This is a genomic window from Trinickia sp., assembly GCF_057351765.1.
This window is the reverse complement of sequence record NZ_JBMRBK010000075.1, coordinates 39,894-57,094: the sequence shown is the minus strand read 5'-3', so window position 1 is coordinate 57,094 and position 17,201 is coordinate 39,894. Positions and strand designations below refer to the sequence as shown.

General features: G+C 63.1%; 13 protein-coding genes and 2 pseudogenes. 6 read left to right on the top strand and 9 right to left on the bottom strand.

Annotation, left to right across the window (positions count from 1 at the left end; all coding sequences use genetic code 11):
• Positions 1 to 32: 32 nt before the first annotated feature.
• From infB to scpB, 5 genes and pseudogenes are all read right to left on the bottom strand, one after another.
• Complete coding sequence (gene infB, locus ACO1XS_RS20735) at positions 33 to 2,897, bottom strand: translation initiation factor IF-2 (protein WP_331565858.1); 2,865 nt, start codon at positions 2,895 to 2,897, stop codon at positions 33 to 35.
• A 111-nt stretch (positions 2,898 to 3,008) separates the two neighbouring features.
• Complete coding sequence (gene nusA / locus ACO1XS_RS20730; RefSeq protein ID WP_331565856.1) at positions 3,009 to 4,484, bottom strand: transcription termination factor NusA; 1,476 nt, start codon at positions 4,482 to 4,484, stop codon at positions 3,009 to 3,011.
• The gene (rimP, locus tag ACO1XS_RS20725; protein ID WP_331565854.1) at positions 4,481 to 4,939 is read right to left on the bottom strand and encodes a ribosome maturation factor RimP; all 459 of its coding nucleotides are present in this window, start codon (positions 4,937 to 4,939) and stop codon (positions 4,481 to 4,483) included. Before rimP ends, nusA begins: the two co-directional genes overlap by 4 nt.
• Before the next feature lie 272 nt (positions 4,940 to 5,211).
• The gene (gene rluB, locus ACO1XS_RS20720; RefSeq protein ID WP_486391597.1) at positions 5,212 to 6,990 is read right to left on the bottom strand and encodes a 23S rRNA pseudouridine(2605) synthase RluB; all 1,779 of its coding nucleotides are present in this window, start codon (positions 6,988 to 6,990) and stop codon (positions 5,212 to 5,214) included.
• Between the two features lie 219 nt (positions 6,991 to 7,209).
• Positions 7,210 to 7,938: pseudogene (gene scpB, locus ACO1XS_RS20715) on the bottom strand (SMC-Scp complex subunit ScpB); the annotation flags it as partial.
• 813 nt (positions 7,939 to 8,751) lie between these two features.
• On the opposite strand from scpB, the pseudogene ACO1XS_RS20710 reads away from it, so the two are divergent.
• Positions 8,752 to 9,147: pseudogene (locus ACO1XS_RS20710) on the top strand (transposase); the annotation flags it as partial.
• Between the two features lie 575 nt (positions 9,148 to 9,722).
• On the opposite strand, the gene ACO1XS_RS20705 reads toward ACO1XS_RS20710, so the two are convergent.
• Positions 9,723 to 10,031 (bottom strand): hypothetical protein, encoded by a 309-nt coding sequence (locus ACO1XS_RS20705; protein ID WP_173256190.1) that lies wholly within the window; start codon positions 10,029 to 10,031, stop codon positions 9,723 to 9,725.
• A 262-nt stretch (positions 10,032 to 10,293) separates the two neighbouring features.
• Between ACO1XS_RS20705 and ACO1XS_RS20700 the strand changes: the two genes are divergently transcribed.
• The 3 genes from ACO1XS_RS20700 to ACO1XS_RS20690 all read left to right on the top strand — a co-directional run bounded on the left by ACO1XS_RS20700 (position 10,294) and on the right by ACO1XS_RS20690 (position 11,862).
• The gene (locus ACO1XS_RS20700) at positions 10,294 to 11,019 is read left to right on the top strand and encodes a YdcF family protein (protein ID WP_486391596.1); all 726 of its coding nucleotides are present in this window, start codon (positions 10,294 to 10,296) and stop codon (positions 11,017 to 11,019) included.
• A 175-nt stretch (positions 11,020 to 11,194) separates the two neighbouring features.
• Entirely contained in the window at positions 11,195 to 11,440 is a 246-nt protein-coding gene (locus ACO1XS_RS20695; protein WP_331565848.1) for a hypothetical protein, read from the top strand.
• A gap of 164 nt (positions 11,441 to 11,604) precedes the next feature.
• Positions 11,605 to 11,862, top strand: coding sequence for a DNA-binding protein (locus tag ACO1XS_RS20690; RefSeq protein WP_331565846.1), 258 nt, complete (start codon positions 11,605 to 11,607; stop codon positions 11,860 to 11,862).
• Between the two features lie 445 nt (positions 11,863 to 12,307).
• Here ACO1XS_RS20690 and bamC read toward each other — a convergent pair whose 3' ends face one another.
• The 3 genes from bamC to ACO1XS_RS20675 form a co-directional block, all read right to left on the bottom strand.
• A complete protein-coding gene (bamC, locus tag ACO1XS_RS20685) occupies positions 12,308 to 13,507 on the bottom strand; it encodes an outer membrane protein assembly factor BamC (RefSeq protein ID WP_486391595.1) in 1,200 nt (399 codons plus the stop codon).
• A gap of 135 nt (positions 13,508 to 13,642) precedes the next feature.
• On the bottom strand, positions 13,643 to 13,879 hold the full coding sequence (locus ACO1XS_RS20680) for a hypothetical protein (RefSeq protein WP_486391594.1): 237 nt from the start codon (positions 13,877 to 13,879) through the stop codon (positions 13,643 to 13,645).
• A 70-nt stretch (positions 13,880 to 13,949) separates the two neighbouring features.
• Entirely contained in the window at positions 13,950 to 14,366 is a 417-nt protein-coding gene (locus ACO1XS_RS20675) for a hypothetical protein (protein ID WP_331565842.1), read from the bottom strand.
• A gap of 668 nt (positions 14,367 to 15,034) precedes the next feature.
• Between ACO1XS_RS20675 and ACO1XS_RS20670 the strand changes: the two genes are divergently transcribed.
• Positions 15,035 to 16,081, top strand: a complete 1,047-nt coding sequence (locus tag ACO1XS_RS20670) for a tyrosine-type recombinase/integrase (protein WP_486391593.1) — start codon at positions 15,035 to 15,037, stop codon at positions 16,079 to 16,081.
• A gap of 60 nt (positions 16,082 to 16,141) precedes the next feature.
• Positions 16,142 to 16,546, top strand: a complete 405-nt coding sequence (locus tag ACO1XS_RS20665; RefSeq protein WP_486391592.1) for a hypothetical protein — start codon at positions 16,142 to 16,144, stop codon at positions 16,544 to 16,546.
• The last annotated feature ends 655 nt before the right edge of the window (positions 16,547 to 17,201 follow it).

Below are 17,201 nucleotides of genomic sequence, written 5' to 3'. Positions count from 1 at the left end.
GCCCGCCCCGCCCCGAGCCGCGCACGTGGCGCTTACAGCGTACGCGCGACTTCGGTGACCTCGAACACTTCGAACTGATCGCCTTCGACGATATCGTTGAAGTTCTTGACCGACATACCGCACTCGAAGCCCTGCTTCACTTCCTTGACGTCGTCCTTGAAGCGCTTCAGGGAATCGAGTTCGCCGGTGTGGATGACCACGTTGTTGCGCAGCACGCGCACCGACGACGAACGCTTCACGACACCGTCCGTCACCATACAGCCGGCCACCGCGCCGACCTTCGGCACGCGGAACACCTGCCGCACTTCGACCATGCCCGTGATGACCTCGCGCTTCTCCGGCGACAACATGCCCGACATCGCAGCCTTCACTTCATCCACAGCGTCATAGATGATGTTGTAGTAGCGAATATCGATGCCGTTGGTCTCCGCCAGCTTGCGGGCCTGAGCATCGGCCCGCGTATTGAAGCCGATGATGACCGCTTTCGACGCCGTGGCCAGATTGACATCCGACTCGCTGATGCCGCCCACCGCGCCGTGCACGATCTGCACGCGCACTTCGTCGGTCGAGAGCTTTTGCAGCGACTGCACGAGCGCTTCTTGCGAACCCTGCACGTCGGCCTTGACGATGAGCGGCAGGTTCTTGACCTCGCCCTCGCCCATTTGCTCGAGCATGCTTTCGAGCTTCGCGGCCTGCTGCTTGGCCAGCTTCACATCGCGGAACTTGCCCTGACGGAACAGCGCGATTTCGCGCGCCTTGCGTTCGTCCTGAAGCACCATGACTTCTTCGCCAGCGGCAGGCACTTCCGACAAGCCCTGGATTTCGACCGGGATCGACGGGCCGGCCGATTTCGTCGCCTTGCTCGTTTCGTCGAGCATCGCGCGAACGCGGCCATAGGCGCTGCCCGCGAGCACGACGTCGCCGCGCGAGAGCGTACCCGATTGCACGAGCACGGTCGCAACCGGGCCCTTGCCCTTGTCGAGCTTCGCTTCGATCACGAGTCCCTTCGCAGGCGCATCCACCGGTGCGGTCAATTCGAGCACCTCGGCCTGCAGCAGCACGTTTTCGAGCAGATCGTCGATACCCGCGCCCGTCTTGGCCGACACCGGCACGAACGGCGAATCGCCACCGTACTCTTCCGGCACGACGCCTTCGGCCACGAGCTCTTGCTTCACGCGCTCGGGGTTCGCTTCCGGCTTGTCGATCTTGTTGATCGCGACGACGATCGGCACACCGCCCGCCTTCGCGTGCGCAATGGCTTCCTTCGTCTGCGGCATTACGCCGTCGTCGGCAGCCACGACGAGAATCACGATATCGGTGGCTTTCGCGCCACGTGCCCGCATGGCCGTGAACGCTTCGTGGCCCGGCGTATCGAGGAACGTAATGACGCCGCGCGGCGTTTCGACGTGATAAGCGCCGATGTGCTGCGTGATGCCGCCCGCTTCACCCGCCGCCACCTTGGCGCGCCGGATGTAGTCGAGCAACGACGTCTTGCCGTGGTCGACGTGGCCCATGACCGTGACGACCGGCGGACGCGGCAGTTGCTCGGCGTCGTTCGCTTCTCCTTCGACGAGCAACGCCTCGGGATCGTCGAGCTTGGCTGCCACGGCACGATGTCCGAGCTCTTCGACGACGATCATCGCCGTTTCCTGATCGAGCATCTGGTTGATCGTGACCATCTGGCCGAGCTTCATCATTATCTTGATGACTTCCGATGCCTTGACGGACATCTTGTGCGCGAGGTCGGCAACGGTGATCGTCTCCGGAACGTGCACTTCGCGCACGATCGGCTCCGTCGGTGCCTGGAAGTTGGCGGCCGCATCCTGATGCTTGCCGCGGCCCTTCGGACCGCCGCGCCAGCCGCGGTCGACACCGCCGCTCGAATCGCCGCGCGTCTTGATGCCGCGACGCTTCGCGGCGTCGTCCTGCCAGCCCGCTTTGCCGCCAGGCTTTTTCTTGTCGGCGGAGGGAGCCGCCGGGGTCGTGCTCGGCGCGGCCGCGGGTGCAGCCTTGCGCGCGGCCGGACGGGCCGCCTCGCCCGGCGGGCGCGCGGGCTTGTGCAACGTGCCCTTCGCTTCGGCGGTCTTGACGGCAGGCTCGGCCGGCTTCGCGGGCGCGGGCTCCGGGGCCTTTACCTGCGCCTTGCGCGGCGTATTCATCATCTCGCGAATCGCGCGCGCTTCGGCCTCGGCCGCCTGGCGGCGCTTGGCGATTTCCTCCTGCTCGGCGCGGGCCTTCTCGGCGGCCTCGCGCGCAGCGTCTTCGGCCTTCTTGGCCGCTTCGCGCTGTGCGGCGCGCTCGGCGGCGGCTCGCTCGTCCTCGCTCGCACCACGCTCGGCCTGCTCGCGCGCAGCGACTTCGGCACGCTTCGCCGTAGCCTCTTCCTCGGCGCGGCGACGCTCCGCCTCGGCGGCTTGCTCGCGCGCCTGGCGTTCCGCTTCCTCGCGCTCGAGACGTTCTTGCCGCTCCTTGAGCTCCTGCGCCTGTTTCTCGAGCAGCTCGGCCTCCCGGCGTGCCTCTTCCTCGCGCCGCTGCAGCTCGGCGCTTTCGGCGTCGACCGCCTGACCCGCCGCTTCGGCAGCCGCTTCACCGGCTTCATCGCGCTTCACGAACACGCGCTTTTTGCGCACTTCGACCTGAATGGTGCGAGCCTTGCCCGTCGCGTCGGACTGTTTGATTTCCGACGTATGCCGGCGCGTCAGCGTGATCTTGCGCTTGTCCGCGTCCGCCGAGCCGTGCGCTTTGCGCAAGTGGTCGAGCAAACGTGCCTTGTCCGATTCGGACAGCGCATCGTCCTCACTCGCTTTTTGGACGCCCGCAGCCTGGAGCTGCTCGAGCAGCACCCCGGCAGGCATTTTCAGTTCCGCGGCAAATTGGGCTACGTTGTTACTCGCCATTCATTCCTCTTAATGCAAGGACCGATTCCTTGCGGTTAGCATCGGGTCGTGCGACCGGCGCGTGCTAAATCTATCGCCGTCGCGATCGTTTCAGTGCGTCATGGTATTCACTCACTGGAACCAGTGTTCACGTGCTTTCATGATCAACGCTTTCGCGGCTTCCTCTTCCATTCCAATCAATTCGACCAATTCGTCCACGGCCAGCTCGGCAAGCTCGTCGCGCGTCTGTATTTGATGCGCGGCCAGCTTCGCGAGCAAGTCGGAATCGACTCCGTCGAGGCTCTTCAGATCGAGCGAGGCGTTTTCGACTTTCTCTTCGTTCGCGATGGCCATCGTCAACAGCGCATCGCGTGCGCGGTTGCGCAGCTCGTGAACGGTGTCTTCGTCGAACGCCTCGATCTCGAGCATTTCGTTGAGCGGCACATAGGCGATCTCTTCGAGGCTCGTGAAGCCCTCGTCGATCAAAATGTCGGCCACTTCCTCGTCGACGTCCAGCCGCGCCATGAACAGGTCGCGCAATACGCCCCGCTCCTGGTTCTGCTTCTGCGCGGATTCGTCCGGCGTCATGATGTTGATCTGCCAGCCGGTCAGCTCGCTCGCGAGCCGCACGTTCTGGCCGCTGCGGCCGATCGCGACCGCGAGCTCGTTTTCGTCCACGACGACGTCCATCGAATGTTTTTCTTCATCGACGACGATCGACTGGACCGCTGCCGGCGCGAGCGCACCGATCACGAACTGGGCGGGATCCTCCGACCATAGCACGATGTCGACGTTCTCGCCACCGAGCTCGTTGCGCACCGCCTGCACACGCGAGCCGCGGATGCCTACGCAGGTGCCGATCGGATCGATCCGCTTGTCATAGGCGATGACGCCGATCTTCGCCCGCACGCCGGGATCCCGCGCGGCGGCCTTGATTTCGAGGAGGCCCTGCTCGATTTCCGGCACTTCCATTTCGAACAGCTTCATCAGGAACTCGGGCGCGGTGCGCGAGAGCTCGATCTGCGGCCCGCGAGCCGTGCGATCGACCTTCGCGATATAGGCGCGCACGCGGTCGCCCACGCGCAAGTTCTCTTTCGGAATCAGTTGATCGCGGCGCAACAGCGCTTCCACGCGCCCCGATTCGACGATGAAGTTGCCCTTGTCGAGCCGCTTGACCGTCCCCGTCATGATCTTTTCGCCACGCTCGAGGAAATCGTTCAGGATCTGCTCGCGCTCGGCATCGCGCACCTTTTGCAGGATGACCTGCTTCGCGGCCTGTGCGCCGATGCGGCCGAACTCGATCGACGGGATCGGCTCTTCGATGTATTCGTCGATTTCGATGTCGGGCTGCTCTTCGCGCGCCTCGAAAAGCAGGATTTCCTGATCCGGCTCTTGCAGACCGGCCTCGTCCGGCACGACGCGCCACCGGCGATACGTTTCGTGCTCACCCGATTCACGATCGATGTGCACGCGAATATCGACGTCTTCTTCGAAGAGCTTCTTGGTTGCCGAAGCAAGGGCGGCTTCGAGCGCAGCGAACACGACATCCTTGTTGACGTTCTTCTCGCGCGCCAGCGCATCCACCAGCATCAATACTTCGCGACTCATTGTTTCCGGCTCCTAAAATCAACGTGCGGGACGAGGCGCGCGCGGTCCATATCCGCAAGCGTAAAGTCGAGCATCGCGGCGCCTTCTTTCCCAACAAATTCCAAACCGATCGTTTCCCCGTTCGGCGCATGGAGAATGCCCCGGTACGTCTTGCGTCCGTCCAACGGTTTTTTCAGCGTAACGACCGCCTCGCTCCCCGCGAATCGCACGAAATCGGCCAATTTCTTCAGCGGACGGTCGAGCCCAGGCGACGACACTTCGAGCCGCTCGTAATCGATATTTTCAACCGTCAAAACGTGCTGGAGCTGACGAGTGACCTTTTCACAGTCCTCGATCGCGATACCGGAGGGCTGATCGATATAGATGCAAAGCATGCCGCGCCCGGTACGCTCGAGATCGACCAACTCGTAGCCCATGCCCGAGACCGTGGTTTCTATCAGTTCCGTCAGTTGCACAAGTGCCCTCTAAGATATTCGCGCGCGACGCGAACATCTTGCGGGCCGCGCGCCTGGCCGGCGCACGGAAGGTCAGTGCAACCCGAGATGCTGAACCGCAACGGCAAAAAAAAATGGGCTGAACGCCCATCTTCTTCTTACCGGTGGTCGCACCTGAGCCGCACGAAAAAGCCGCACGCCCAGCGACTTCGAGATTCTAGCATTTTTCAAGAGCACGTGCCAAGCACGCGCTCTTGCGAACAGCGCCTTTCTCGAATGCGGACCGCTGGCCGTTACCGGCCCCGCGCCCGATTGCGCGGCATTCCGCGCGGCCCGTTGGCGCTCCCGCCCGGGCGATTGCCGCCGCCCGCAGGCCGGTTGCCGCCGGGGCCGCCACCACCGCCGCCCGGGCCGCGCTTGGCACCACCGGCAGGCAACGCGCGATTGCCATCCACGTCGCCACGTGCGCGTTGCGGCCCGCTCTTGCCCCGGTTTGCGCCCGGACGCCCGCCGAAACCGCCAGGCGCATCGCCGAATCCGCCGCCCGGACCGCGCCGGCCCGGACCGCGGCCCGGCTGCTCGAAGCGGCCGTGCGCCGTCAGCACCGGCTCGCGGCTGATGAAGCCCATCGACGTTTGCATCGGATCCGGTTGGCGACGTTCCTGCGTCGCGCGCCGCGCACCCTTGTCTTCGACCGGCGCCTTCAGCCCGACCGCGCTCATGAGGCTGCGCACCTGATTTTCTTCGAGCTCCTCCCAGCGGCCGCGGCGCAACCCGCGCGGCAGCGAGATCGGGCCATGCCGCGTACGAATCAGACGGCTCACCATGAGGCCGACCGCTTCGAACATCCGGCGCACTTCTCGATTGCGCCCTTCCGCGAGCGCAACGTGATACCAGTGGTTCGTCCCTTCGCCGCCGCCGTCCCGAATCCGCAGGAAGTTTGCTGGGCCGTCTTCGAGTTCGACGCCGTGGAGCAGCTTTTGCCGCGCCCCTTCGCCGAGCTCTCCGACTACCCGAACGGCGTACTCGCGTTCGACGCTATAGCGCGGGTGCATGAACCGGTTGGCCAGATCGCCCGACGTCGTGAGCAGCAACAGCCCTTCGGTGTTGAAGTCGAGCCGGCCGACAGCCAGCCATTTCGCCGTTTTCATCGGCGGCAGCTTGTCGAAGACCGACGCCCGGCCCTCGGGATCGGCATGGCTCACGATCTCCCCGGCTGGCTTGTGGTAGACGAGCACGCGCGGCGGCTTCGTCTGCACACGTCGCTTGACCGGCTTTCCATTGATCCTGACCTGGTCCGTCGGCATGATGCGCTGACCGATATGGGCCGGCTCGCCGTTCACCGATACACGCCCGGCAACGATGAGTTCTTCCATTTCGCGGCGCGAACCCATGCCGGCTTCGGCCAGCACCTTGTGCAGCTTCGGCGCATCGTCATCGGGCGACAGCACCCGCTTTTGCGGTGCCTCGCGGCCGCGGCGCAGCATCGGCGCACGAACGCCGGCCGTCGAGCCGTTGTCCGCATCGAACGCCGGCGACGTCACGTACGAGAACAGGTCGTCGGACCCTCCTGTCGCTGCCGCGCCGGGCGCATCGCCACGCGGTTCCTCGGCACGCTTGCCCTCGCCTGCCGGACGACCGGGGCCGGGACCCGGTCCGCGCTCGCGGCGCCCGCCAGCAGGCTTGCGCGGCGGTTTCCCGCCCGCGCTTCGTTTTTGATCCCGGCGCGGCGGCGCGGCGTCGAGCGCGTCGCCTCCTGGCGCAGCGAGCTCGGCCGGCGCATCCGGCTCCGATTGCGCCGCCGGATCGCCGCCCGCCGGACCGCCGGCCGCCTGATCACCGGCCGCCGGATCGCCTTTGGTCTTGGCCGCCGCACGACGCCGCGCGATGAGACTGCGCGGCCCGCGGCGCAGACCGCGCCTCGGGCGCTCCTCGCCGCCGGCATCCGCCGCCTGGGCCTCTCGCTGGTTGGAGCCGTCGGGTGCCTCTTGCGCGCCCAATGTCTGTTCGCGGCCCGCAGCGTCAATAGCGTGCCCGGACGCGGACAAATCGGTGTCGTGGGTATCTGTCAAAACAACCTCGAATGTCAGAGGGCTCGCACTCGTCGCGAGTGCGGCAAAAATTCGGTTAATTCAGGCACGGCGCGAGGCCGCTTCGTGGTTGGCGAACGGGTCGTCGTCGACGCCATTCACCGAATCGTTTTCGTCATGTTCCGAAGGTGCAGCGGGCGACTCGATCGCACGCAGCGCAGGCGCGGGCACCGCGCCCACCGACGCTTCGCCGTCGCCTTCATCCGCTTGCCGTGGCGCGTCGCCGATATCCTCCGCGCATAAATCGTGCTCTGCGGCGTCGCCCGCGCGCACCGGCTCCGCCGGCTCGTCCGCCGCGGCATCGGCCGCGCCGGCGACCTGCGCCTCGTCAGTCTTGCCGGCTGCGTCGAATTCCTGGCTCGCCGACTCGGGAAACTCGATTGCGTGCTGAGCGAGCGGCGTTCCGTCGAGCTGGGCAGCTGGATCTTCGAGCGGCGGCAGCTCGTCGAGCGCCTTCAAACCGAGATCGTCGAGAAATTGCTTGGTCGTCGCATAGAGCGCGGGCCGCCCGGGAACGTCGCGGTGACCGATGACCTCGATCCAGTTGCGGTCCTCGAGCTGTTTGACCACTTGCGTATTGACCGTGACGCCGCGAATCTCCTCGATGTCGCCACGCGTGACGGGCTGCCGATACGCGATGATCGCGAGCGTCTCGAGCACCGCTCGCGAATACTTCGGCGGCTTTTCGGGATGCAGACGGTCCAGAAAATTGCGCATCGCCGGCTTGCTTTGGAAGCGCCACCCCGACGCCAGCGCGACGAGTTCGACGCCGCGACCGGACCACTCGCTTCTCAAATCCTCGAGCAACGCACGGACTGTGTCCGCCGACAGGCCATCGGCGAAGAGCTTGCGCAACTCGCCGAGCTTCAGCGGTTCTTGCGCGCAAATCAAAGCAGTCTCGAGGACGATCTTCGCCTCTTGGGTATTCATGCAGCTAGGCCAGACCCTGTGTGGTCAAACGAACCGGATCAATCAGACGATGTTGGAACAGAAGACGCGCTCGCCCGATTTTGATCGGTCATATTGATGGGAGCACGGACCGGGGGGCGGCGAATCGGACAGCTATCGAGCCAAGCCCAGCCGGACAAAGCGGCGGCCTTCCGAAGATGGCGCCGCGTGATTGAACGTCATCTTACGCAAAAAGGTTCGGTGCGTAAACGGGCAACCGAGCAACAGGGCCCACAACTGCCCCGCGCGCTTTCACAGACGACCCGAAAACGAGCCGGGACGACAAGCCGCTCGGCCCCGGTGAATCGCCCCGCTCCCTCGACGCGTTGGATTCGAGCCGAAAGTCGCTGCGCGCTGCCGGGTTCGCATCGCGCGCCCGGCCCCGCCACCGATGCTGCAGGTGCAAAAGCGCCCGTGTGGCGCTGGGGTACAAGTCGACCGTCGGGCGCCGGGCCAATTTTGCGCATCGCAATATTCGGGCGCCAACGCACCCACGGCGCGCCGTACTGCACTGGATTGGTGATTGTCCCGATTTTCCCCGGCGGGGATTTGGCGTCTTATACGCCCCTAGCTGATCCCCCGACAGGCCCGCCGCCACGCGCCTCGCGGCGCCCGTCGACCCGCGTGGCACGCTTGTTGCATTGATCGGGCCGCCGAAGCCGGTACGGCGCGCTCGATAGCTTGATTGGCGAGCGCGGCCACAGCCGGCGCACTCGGCACTCGTTTTATCGGGTGTTTCGAGCGTGCGCAGCACGGGGCGGCGCACCGGGTCAGTTTCGCTGAGGTGAGGACATGATGCTGTTCGACGATTTGAGAGATAACGAATGGGCGCTGGTGGAAGCGTTGTTCTGCGCGGAACCCGCACGCAGTGAACGGCGCGGACGCCCTCGCGTGGAAGCACGCGCAGTCGTCAACGCGGTGCTCTGGGTGCTGTCCACGGGCGAGGGCTGGTCGAAGCTTCCGGGCCGCTACCCTTCTCCGCCGACTTGCCGGCGCCGCTTCGACGAATGGCAAGCGGACGGCACACTCGCTGAAATCGTCAAGCGCCTGTCGACCTGCGGACGGCAGATTTCGCTGCGCGGACGTATCGGCGCCTCCACCGTCAAACCGCCCGCGCCGCCCAGCCGCGACCGCCTGCGCGGCGCATTCTGGACCAATCCTGAATCCTGGCGCGCGCCGGTGAAGATGGCCTGATCGGCGCGTACGCGAGCGGGTGCGCCTGCGGCCAAACGCAGGCGAAACATCCATTTACCAATATTTACAGCGCGCTTTCGCGGCCCCGCGTACCTTGCCGGTATGCAGACAAGCCTTTTGCGCGGCCTGCCCGCGAACGTCCTGCTGAAGTGCATACCGTTGCTACTGGGCAGCATGATCGTCCCGCTCGTTATCGCGGCGATCATACCGGTGGGAGACGGCGGTGTACGCAGCAGGGGCGCCCGCGCTCAGCCGCATCCCCCACCGAGCGCGTCGACGACCGTTCCCATGCCGGTAGACGTGCCGCGTGGCGATTTGCGCAGCGATATCGTCCGCAATGCGCGGTCGCACCCCGAAGTATCGAGCCCACCGCCCCCACCGCGCCCACGTAACGTTCGCGATCAGCATTGATTCGGTGTTGGAGGGCGTGATTACGACAGCGAAGGGAACCGTGCGCGTTCGCCGCGGTCCGAGTGAATGCCATGAGCACATCGTGGCAGCAGAAATACACCGGTAGCCCGTATCCTTGCGATACGGGCTTTTTTTTGCCGGCTTTCGCCCGCGTTACGGCGCTAACGTGCGACGTCGACTGCGACGGCCATCTTGAATACGTAGTCGTCGGCGCGGCGCGCATCCCAATCGAGGGCGCGCTCCTCGCGGGCGAGACGCGTGAATTCGGCGCGCCCCTTGTCGGTGAGAACGGCAATATCAACCGGCGCATGAAAGCCCGCGCCAGGGGCGACGGTACGCTGACGCACCGTCTCCATCAAGCCGAGTCCTCGCAGATATTCGAAAACACCCGGGCGCCTGGCCCATGGAACCTGACGGTATTGGACCCGCCTTAGCGCTTCGAGCACCGCTTCATTTGAAAACGTGGCCATCTCGACTCTTTTTCAAATCCGGCCATCGCACAGTTCATGCCTGAGCATGCGCCGCACGGCAAGGCCGCACTGGGTGCGGTTTGCCGATTCGGGAGCGATGGTCCGGAACATCCGGCGTCGCCGTATCATCGATACTGTCCGTGATTTACGAGCCCCATTTGGGGGGGCGGCGCCCCATGACATCGGCGTCGCCGATGCGCCGCGGCTGGATCAACCGCCAGCTCACTCGTGGATCCCGAACCCATACGTTACCGCATTCGAATTGATCATATTCACTTTATTCGCGCTTTTTTTTGCAGTTTTCGTACTGTGGCGCCGCGCACGCCTCGCCCTCGGTCCGTCCGCCATCCTTCTGTTGTGGCTGCTCGCCGCCGGGTGGCTCGCGGCGCCTTTGCTCAACGCGGTTCAGGCACGCGCGCCCGACTCATCTCCTATCCGATTCGGTTCACGCACGGTCATCGTGCTGCTGGGAAGCGGTACGGAGTACGACGCCCGCGGCCGGCTGATACCCAAGAAGGACGCCTCGGCTCGCATCGCGAAAGCCGCGTCGGTGTATGCCGAATGCAAAACGGCTGTGCCGCACGGCGAATGCCGTGTCCTCGTGAGCGGCGGCAATCCCCAGCGACATGAGGCGAGCGAAGCCGATACCTATGCGCCGTATCTGCTGCGCTCGAAAGTCGCGCGCGCAGACCTCGTACTCGAAAACGCGAGCCGCAATACTTACGAGAATGCCAAGTTCGTGGCGCATATGCTGCGCGATCGACATTACGATTCGTTGATACTCGTCACGTCGGCTTACCAGATGCCCCGCGCGCTGCTGGATTTCGACCGCTTCGGGCTCCCGGTACAACCGGTCGTTTCCAACGCGCGCGAAGTGCGATGCGGCGCGCTGCCACGCTTGTCGAACCTGGTCAATGCCAATATCGCGCTGCACGAACTGATCGGCATCGCCCAATTCCATGTTTACCGGGCCTTGGGGTGGTTTTGATAAAGGCCACTACAATGGAAGCAATGCGGCAATCGGATGTAACGACATGTAACGGAGCGTCTCTTTTGCCTTACAAAGGAGTCTGGCTCCGAATATGCTCGCTAGAATGCAGTGTCCCGAGAACGGGCAGAATCTCGACCATCACCTATCTACCTTTTTCGCACGGAGGCAAATAATGAAGAAAGCGTCACTGACTGTCCTGGCTTCTCTTTCGATGCTCGCCGGTGCCGCCTATGCGCAGACGGAAGGCGTCCAAATGAGCACTGACCCGGCCAAGGCTGCAGAGGTCGAGCAGCGCGCGCAGGCACTTCAGTCGCAGCAGGAAATGCAGCCACAAGAGACGATGCCGATGGACCATACGAAGCCGATGCGGCATCACAAGAAGGCAATGAAGCACAAGAAGGCCGAATCCGGCGAGTGAAACCGTTGCGGGGTGAGCCCCGCGCAACAGGCAACGACAAGCCGAACCGGCCTCGCCGGTTTCGGCTTTTTTTATAGCCGGAACCGTCCGCCCCGCTGTGCTAAAGTCGCGCTCCGATATTTCTTCGCCAATACTCTCGACGCACCCCGGTGCGGAGGAAAAGCATGAGCAACATCCAACTGGACATCGAATGGACCGAGGCCGCGTCGCGCAAGATCGAGAAACTGATGCCGCGCGGCTCGCAAGAGGCGTTTCTCGCATTGCCGCCTATCGAGTGCCTGCCCGTGGAAGGCGATGTACTCTTTCTCGGGCCCGCGGGCAAACAGCAGCCGTTCATCGTCGTCGAGCGTCAATACCATCATGACGGCGAAGCCGATTGGACCATCGTTCTGATTCTCGACGTCCCCGATACCGCGCATTGACCTGACGTTGGGTTGGCTAAGCCGGCCGCACGACAATCCTCTGGCCACGAAAAAGACCCGCGTTCCGGAGAACGCGGGTGAAACCGTCGCCCTACGAGGATGGGCGACGGGGCCATCGTGTCCGGCATGCTTTCTCCCGCCGGCCATGCCGTTGCCATCCGTATCGCACCGCATGTGGCTCGTCCGCGGCTGCCGGCTCCAGAGAGAGCAGCTAACATGCCAGTTGCTCCCGCCACCGCCAAGTCGCTGATTCGCATCGACAAATTACCGCGGCAAAGCGCAAAGCCGACGCAGGGGTGCCATGTTACGGGGTAACGTCACGTGACAAAGGCCGTGACGTGAGCCGCCCATGGCCGATTCGTCCCGTTGCGACGACGGTCCGCACAAGAAAAAACCCGCCTTGCGGCGGGTTTCTACGGGGTGCTTCCTCGGGAGCGATGCGTAATCAGTGCAATTGGTCCTCGAGCAGTCCCATGATTTGCCGGGCCTGCGGAGTCGACTCGACATCGCCTTTATCGTCGACGACAGCAATGCGAGTTTGATTCGGCGTCAGCGCACGCACGTTGATGCGGTATTGCTTGGCGATCTTTTCCTTCTTGCCGTGGAACACCTGATTCCAGAAGCCCTGCTTGTCCGCGCTCAAGTCTTTCGGATCGACGTAGCGGATGTAATAGAGGCCGCGCGTGCGGTCTTTGTCATCCACCGTAAAGTTGCTTCGGTCTAGCGCGATCCCTACGCGAATCCATGCGTTGTCGTAGCCCTCGCCAAGTTCGACCTCGGACGTTGCCGCGTCGCTGCTCGCCGCTTGCTCTCGCTTGCTGGACTGGGCGGTAAACGCGGCATTTTGCGCGGCAATCGCCGCAGCATCGGACTTCGCCTTGCCCGCCTTGGCAACGTCCGCATCTTCAGCGGGTTCCTCGCCGAGCTGGCTGGCGCCGCGCGAATCGGCCCGCGCGAGCGTTGCCATGAGACGTTTCAGATACTCGGTCTCGAGCGCCGGATCGTTCGGCTTCGGCTGCCATGTGCTCGTATCGTTGTGGACGCCTTCGAGCGCTTCGCGCATGCCCTTCTGACTCACGAACACATAGGTGCCGCCGTTGGGCGCGGTATCGAGGCGCGTCCGATACTTGTTGCGCTCCGCGGCGACGTACGAGTTGCCCATCGCCTTCGACAGCGTGTTGCGAATGAGGCCCTGGTTCACTTCGGGGCGCGTCTCATTCCAATCCGTTTCCATGACGTGCTTGTCGCGCTGATCGACGACGAGCAGGAAGCCCTGTTCCTGCCAGAAGCGCCGCACTTGCGGCCACACCTGATCTGGTGTTTTGCCGTCGATCACGAGCCAGCTCGCGGTACCGTCGCGTTGAATGTGCATGCCCGCGACGGGGGGAACCACCGCGGTTTCGGACGGGGCGGCCTTCTGCACCTGACGCAGCGAGGAAAGCGAAGTCTGCCCGCCGAGAGGCGGCAGCGAACGCTGATCGGAAGTCTCCTCGAGCAGGTTGGGTGGAACGGCAAGGGATGCCTGCTTCGATTTCGAATCGCTCCGGTAGTCGACCTGGGTCGGCGACGGGGAACTGCAACCGGCAACGAGGCCGCCGGCCAAAACGAGAGCTGCGAACCGCGAGGTAAAACGAAGATCAGTCATGTTCGGGAAATCCTTGCGCTTTCGCCACGGGTATTTCCGTGGATCAGCCGCGCATTTTACCGGTCCCGGACCATCGTGTGTAAAACCGGCGCCGCGCGCCCTATCGTTCGCGCTCGGAACGCCGGTTCGCGACGGTCAATGTCGCGGTTCGCCGTGCGAAAGAATCCAGCCCAGCGCGGCCGATTTTGCTGCTTCTTCAGCCTCGGCTTCGGTGGCGAACGGGCCTTGCGTCACATGCACCACATGCCGTTCGGCTTCATCGGTGCCGTTACCGCCTACCCGAAAGCGCGCCGCGAATCCCCGCGCCGCGGCGGGCACCACTTCGATGTCGACATCGACGCCCTCGATCCGATGGGTCACGAATCCGTCCATCTCTATCTCCTTCATCGCGCTGGCGTTCGACGATCGTAGCATTTGCCACGCCGCGCTTGTACGGGGTTCTTCAACCGCTGGTGGATTCGTCGTCGGCATCAGCGTCCGCAGGTTTGGCCATCTCTGTCGGAGCGAGCCAATGCGTCGAGACGAGAGCGTCGCCGTTGAACGTGCATTCGAGCGCGGCGGCCCGGCTGCGCGTTTTGGCGGGCGCAGCGCGGGCCGCCGCGACCGCGCCCGATGCCGCCGCCGATACCTCGCTTGCCGCGGCGGGCCCCTGCAATGCCCCTTCGACGACGACTCGCGAGCCGCCGATGCCCACGCCTACATTCGAAATTTTGAGGCGATCATGCGGGGCGGCTCGAGCGAGCTCACTGCGCATCCGCGTTTCGCAAGCGCTCGGGTTTTGATAAAGCGTACAGCCGCCTGCCAGAAATGGCATGACGAGGAGCAGCCCGGCGAGCGGCGCGATTCGGATCTTGTTCATCGGCGGATCGATTTTTGTGGGCGATCATTTTAACGCTGTGAGCGCTGGCGTGCGTCGGGCTGCGCCGATGGTAGAATCGCGTCCACCCTGCCCGGGTGATGAAATTGGTAAACATAGCGGACTTGAAGCAATTGAGTGCCCGGCTGGAAACGGTCGGTGCAGAACCCTTCAAATTCGGCGAACCCCCTGGTGCATGACATCTGTTCGTTATGGATGTCAGGCGGCCGAGGCAACGCCGAGCCAAGCCCGGTGTGCGTCGTCACCGATGCGCGCCGCGGAAGGTGTAGAGACTAGACGGGGGGCGCCTAATGCTGCGCGGCACATCTCGAAAATGTGCGCGGCGATGGCGAAGGCATAGTCCAGCGCACAAACGGCAATGCAGTCCCTGAGCGCATCGCCGGCATCGAAAGATGCAGTGTGATGAAAATCCGCCGCCTAACGGCTTGCCGGTTCGATTCCGGTCCCGGGCACCAAACAGAAAAATCGGTCATCGCTCGATAGTTTCCGCGATTTTCCGTCTAGCGACAAAATCGATAGAAATCAGCGATTTGTAGCGAACTCGGCAATGATCGCTCCGGAGCCGCGCTCCCGATATTTCCGCCAAATGCGCATATTTGGTAGACTCGTCTGCACACAATCTACACACGCAACTGCACACGAGGCTGCGCATGGCATCTATCACCGCGTACAAAGACGGTTGGCGGGTATTCGTTACGGTCAAGGGAAAGCGGCGAACAAAGACATTCGCCAAGAAGCGGGAGGCCCAGGAGTGGCTCGCGCATACCGAAGCGGCAATGCGCCTAGATCAGTCCACGCCCGAGGCTGAGCGACGCACGGTTCGAGAGGTTCTCAAGCGGTATAGCGCGGAAGTGTCCGAGAGCAAGCAAGGCGCTCGGGCGGAGCAACTACGCATTGCTGCATTCCTTCGAAACTTTCCCGACTTCGCGGATAAGCCTTTATCGGCTGTGCATACGCCCGATATTGCAGCGTGGCGCGACGCGCGGTTACGTGGTTTCACGTCGCCAGAGGGCAAAAAAATTGCAGCAGTGTCTACCGCATCTGTCCTGCGTGACATTAACTGGCTGCGCAACGCCCTTTCCATCGCACGCCGCGAATGGCATTGGATGGAGCACAACCCTTTCGAGGGCTTGCGCATGCCACCGGAGCCGCCGCCGCGCGACCGCCGGATAACCCCCTTCGCCGAAGTACGCCCCATCTGTCGATGGCTTGGGTACAGGACGGGGCATGCTCCAGAAACAAAGAGTCAAGAGGTCGCATTAGCGTTTCTCATCGCACTGCGCACGGCCATGCGCGCAGGAGAAATTCTTAGCCTCGGCGCGGCATCGATAGACCTTGCTAAGCGGGTCGTGACCGTCAAGCATAAGATGCAGTACCTAACGGGCCGCCCTCGATCCATACCGCTTACGAGGGCGGCGGTGCGCCTCCTTCGCCCTATTGCAACTCGCGAGCGCTGCTTTACCGTAACTTCGGCGTCACTCGATGCACTGTTCCGCAAAACGCGGGACCGGCTCAGCATTGCAAATCCCGATATCCGGGGTATCCACTTTCACGACACACGCGCCGAAGCCCTTACGCGGCTATCCCGCAAGGTAGACGTTATGACCTTGGCGAAGATCAGCGGACACAAGGATTTGTCCGTGCTGCAGAACACCTACTACCGGGAGACGGCAGAGGAGATAGCGGCGCGGCTATGATGGCGCAAGCCTAGTGGATGCGTAGTAAACTATAGTGCTTGTACACAAGGAAGCTACGCAATGAAATTCGATCCCAATTCCCCTATTCGAAGCCAGCGAGAAAACATGCAGCCGTACCAGCTACGGCTACCGAAAGAAACAGTTCGCGACCTTCAAATCTTGCGGGTGTTTGCCAGCGTCAAGGTGTCCGAGGAAATAAGAGACCTCGTAGTTAATTACGTCCGGGAACGTCGGCATTTGATCCAGCAGGCGGCCGCTACCGTCATTCCCCCCTCTGGAGACAACGAGTTCCGCGACGCGATTGCGTCGCTCGTGGACAGCGGCGACGCAATCGCGTCGGAGCATCGGACGATCGGCAAGGTTACGGTTCAGGTAGATGCCGATGGTAAGCGATCATTGGTAGACCACCCGCTTACCGATGAGGACAAAGAGCCTCGCGTAGCCGTACGACGGCGCAAGGATTGACGGGCGAGGCGTTGATCGCGCCCTTTATTTTCCTGTTGCGTAGTGTTTTTTATTGCATTACATTTGCGCTTCCGATGGCGCGGCAGGCCTTGTGACTGAAGGGCGTGCGTAGTGGTTTTGTATCACTCCGCAACCACGCAGCGACCGGAAACAGGAAACGATCTTTGATGCAAGCGACATGGTTACGGCCTACCAGTCCGGCGCGTAAGTCCTAGCGATAGGCGGAAACGGGATAAAGAGCCAGTGAGCGCTAGAGACAATCACTCCGGGAAAGTGGGCCGGGTGAAAACGACAGCGCAACGAGCGAGGCGGCATCTCCCCAATGCCAAGGACGCGAGTCCGCTCCTACGCGGTAGCAGCAGAGGCCCTAAGGTCTGCTCCTGCCCCGTGTACAGGCGGTTAGAACTTCGGTTCATAGAGCGTACTCCCTGAGTGCGTTCCATTAACCGAACCACACGAGGAAGACCAACATGCAGACAGTAATGAGCAACAACGACCATTACTCCTATACACGCCTGCACGTCGCCGACGTATGCGACGGGGTTGCAGCAGAGACCGCAGCGGACGACGGACGGTACGTCCTTGCCGTCGATGCGATCTGCCGAGAAGCCGTTTTGCAGGGCCGCATTCGCGAACTTGAAAGACAGGTACGCAA

What these genes read in the sequence shown, in the direction of transcription:
- infB (WP_331565858.1), bottom strand. Translation starts at nt 2,897, where the DNA reads ATGGCGAGTAACAACGTAGCCCAATTTGCCGCGGAACTGAAAATGCCT.
- nusA (WP_331565856.1), bottom strand. Translation starts at nt 4,484, where the DNA reads ATGAGTCGCGAAGTATTGATGCTGGTGGATGCGCTGGCGCGCGAGAAG.
- ACO1XS_RS20705 (WP_173256190.1), bottom strand. Translation starts at nt 10,031, where the DNA reads ATGGCCACGTTTTCAAATGAAGCGGTGCTCGAAGCGCTAAGGCGGGTC.
- ACO1XS_RS20695 (WP_331565848.1), top strand. Translation starts at nt 11,195, where the DNA reads ATGAAGAAAGCGTCACTGACTGTCCTGGCTTCTCTTTCGATGCTCGCC.
- ACO1XS_RS20690 (WP_331565846.1), top strand. Translation starts at nt 11,605, where the DNA reads ATGAGCAACATCCAACTGGACATCGAATGGACCGAGGCCGCGTCGCGC.
- bamC (WP_486391595.1), bottom strand. Translation starts at nt 13,507, where the DNA reads ATGACTGATCTTCGTTTTACCTCGCGGTTCGCAGCTCTCGTTTTGGCC.
- ACO1XS_RS20680 (WP_486391594.1), bottom strand. Translation starts at nt 13,879, where the DNA reads ATGGACGGATTCGTGACCCATCGGATCGAGGGCGTCGATGTCGACATC.
- ACO1XS_RS20675 (WP_331565842.1), bottom strand. Translation starts at nt 14,366, where the DNA reads ATGAACAAGATCCGAATCGCGCCGCTCGCCGGGCTGCTCCTCGTCATG.
- ACO1XS_RS20670 (WP_486391593.1), top strand. Translation starts at nt 15,035, where the DNA reads ATGGCATCTATCACCGCGTACAAAGACGGTTGGCGGGTATTCGTTACG.
- ACO1XS_RS20665 (WP_486391592.1), top strand. Translation starts at nt 16,142, where the DNA reads ATGAAATTCGATCCCAATTCCCCTATTCGAAGCCAGCGAGAAAACATG.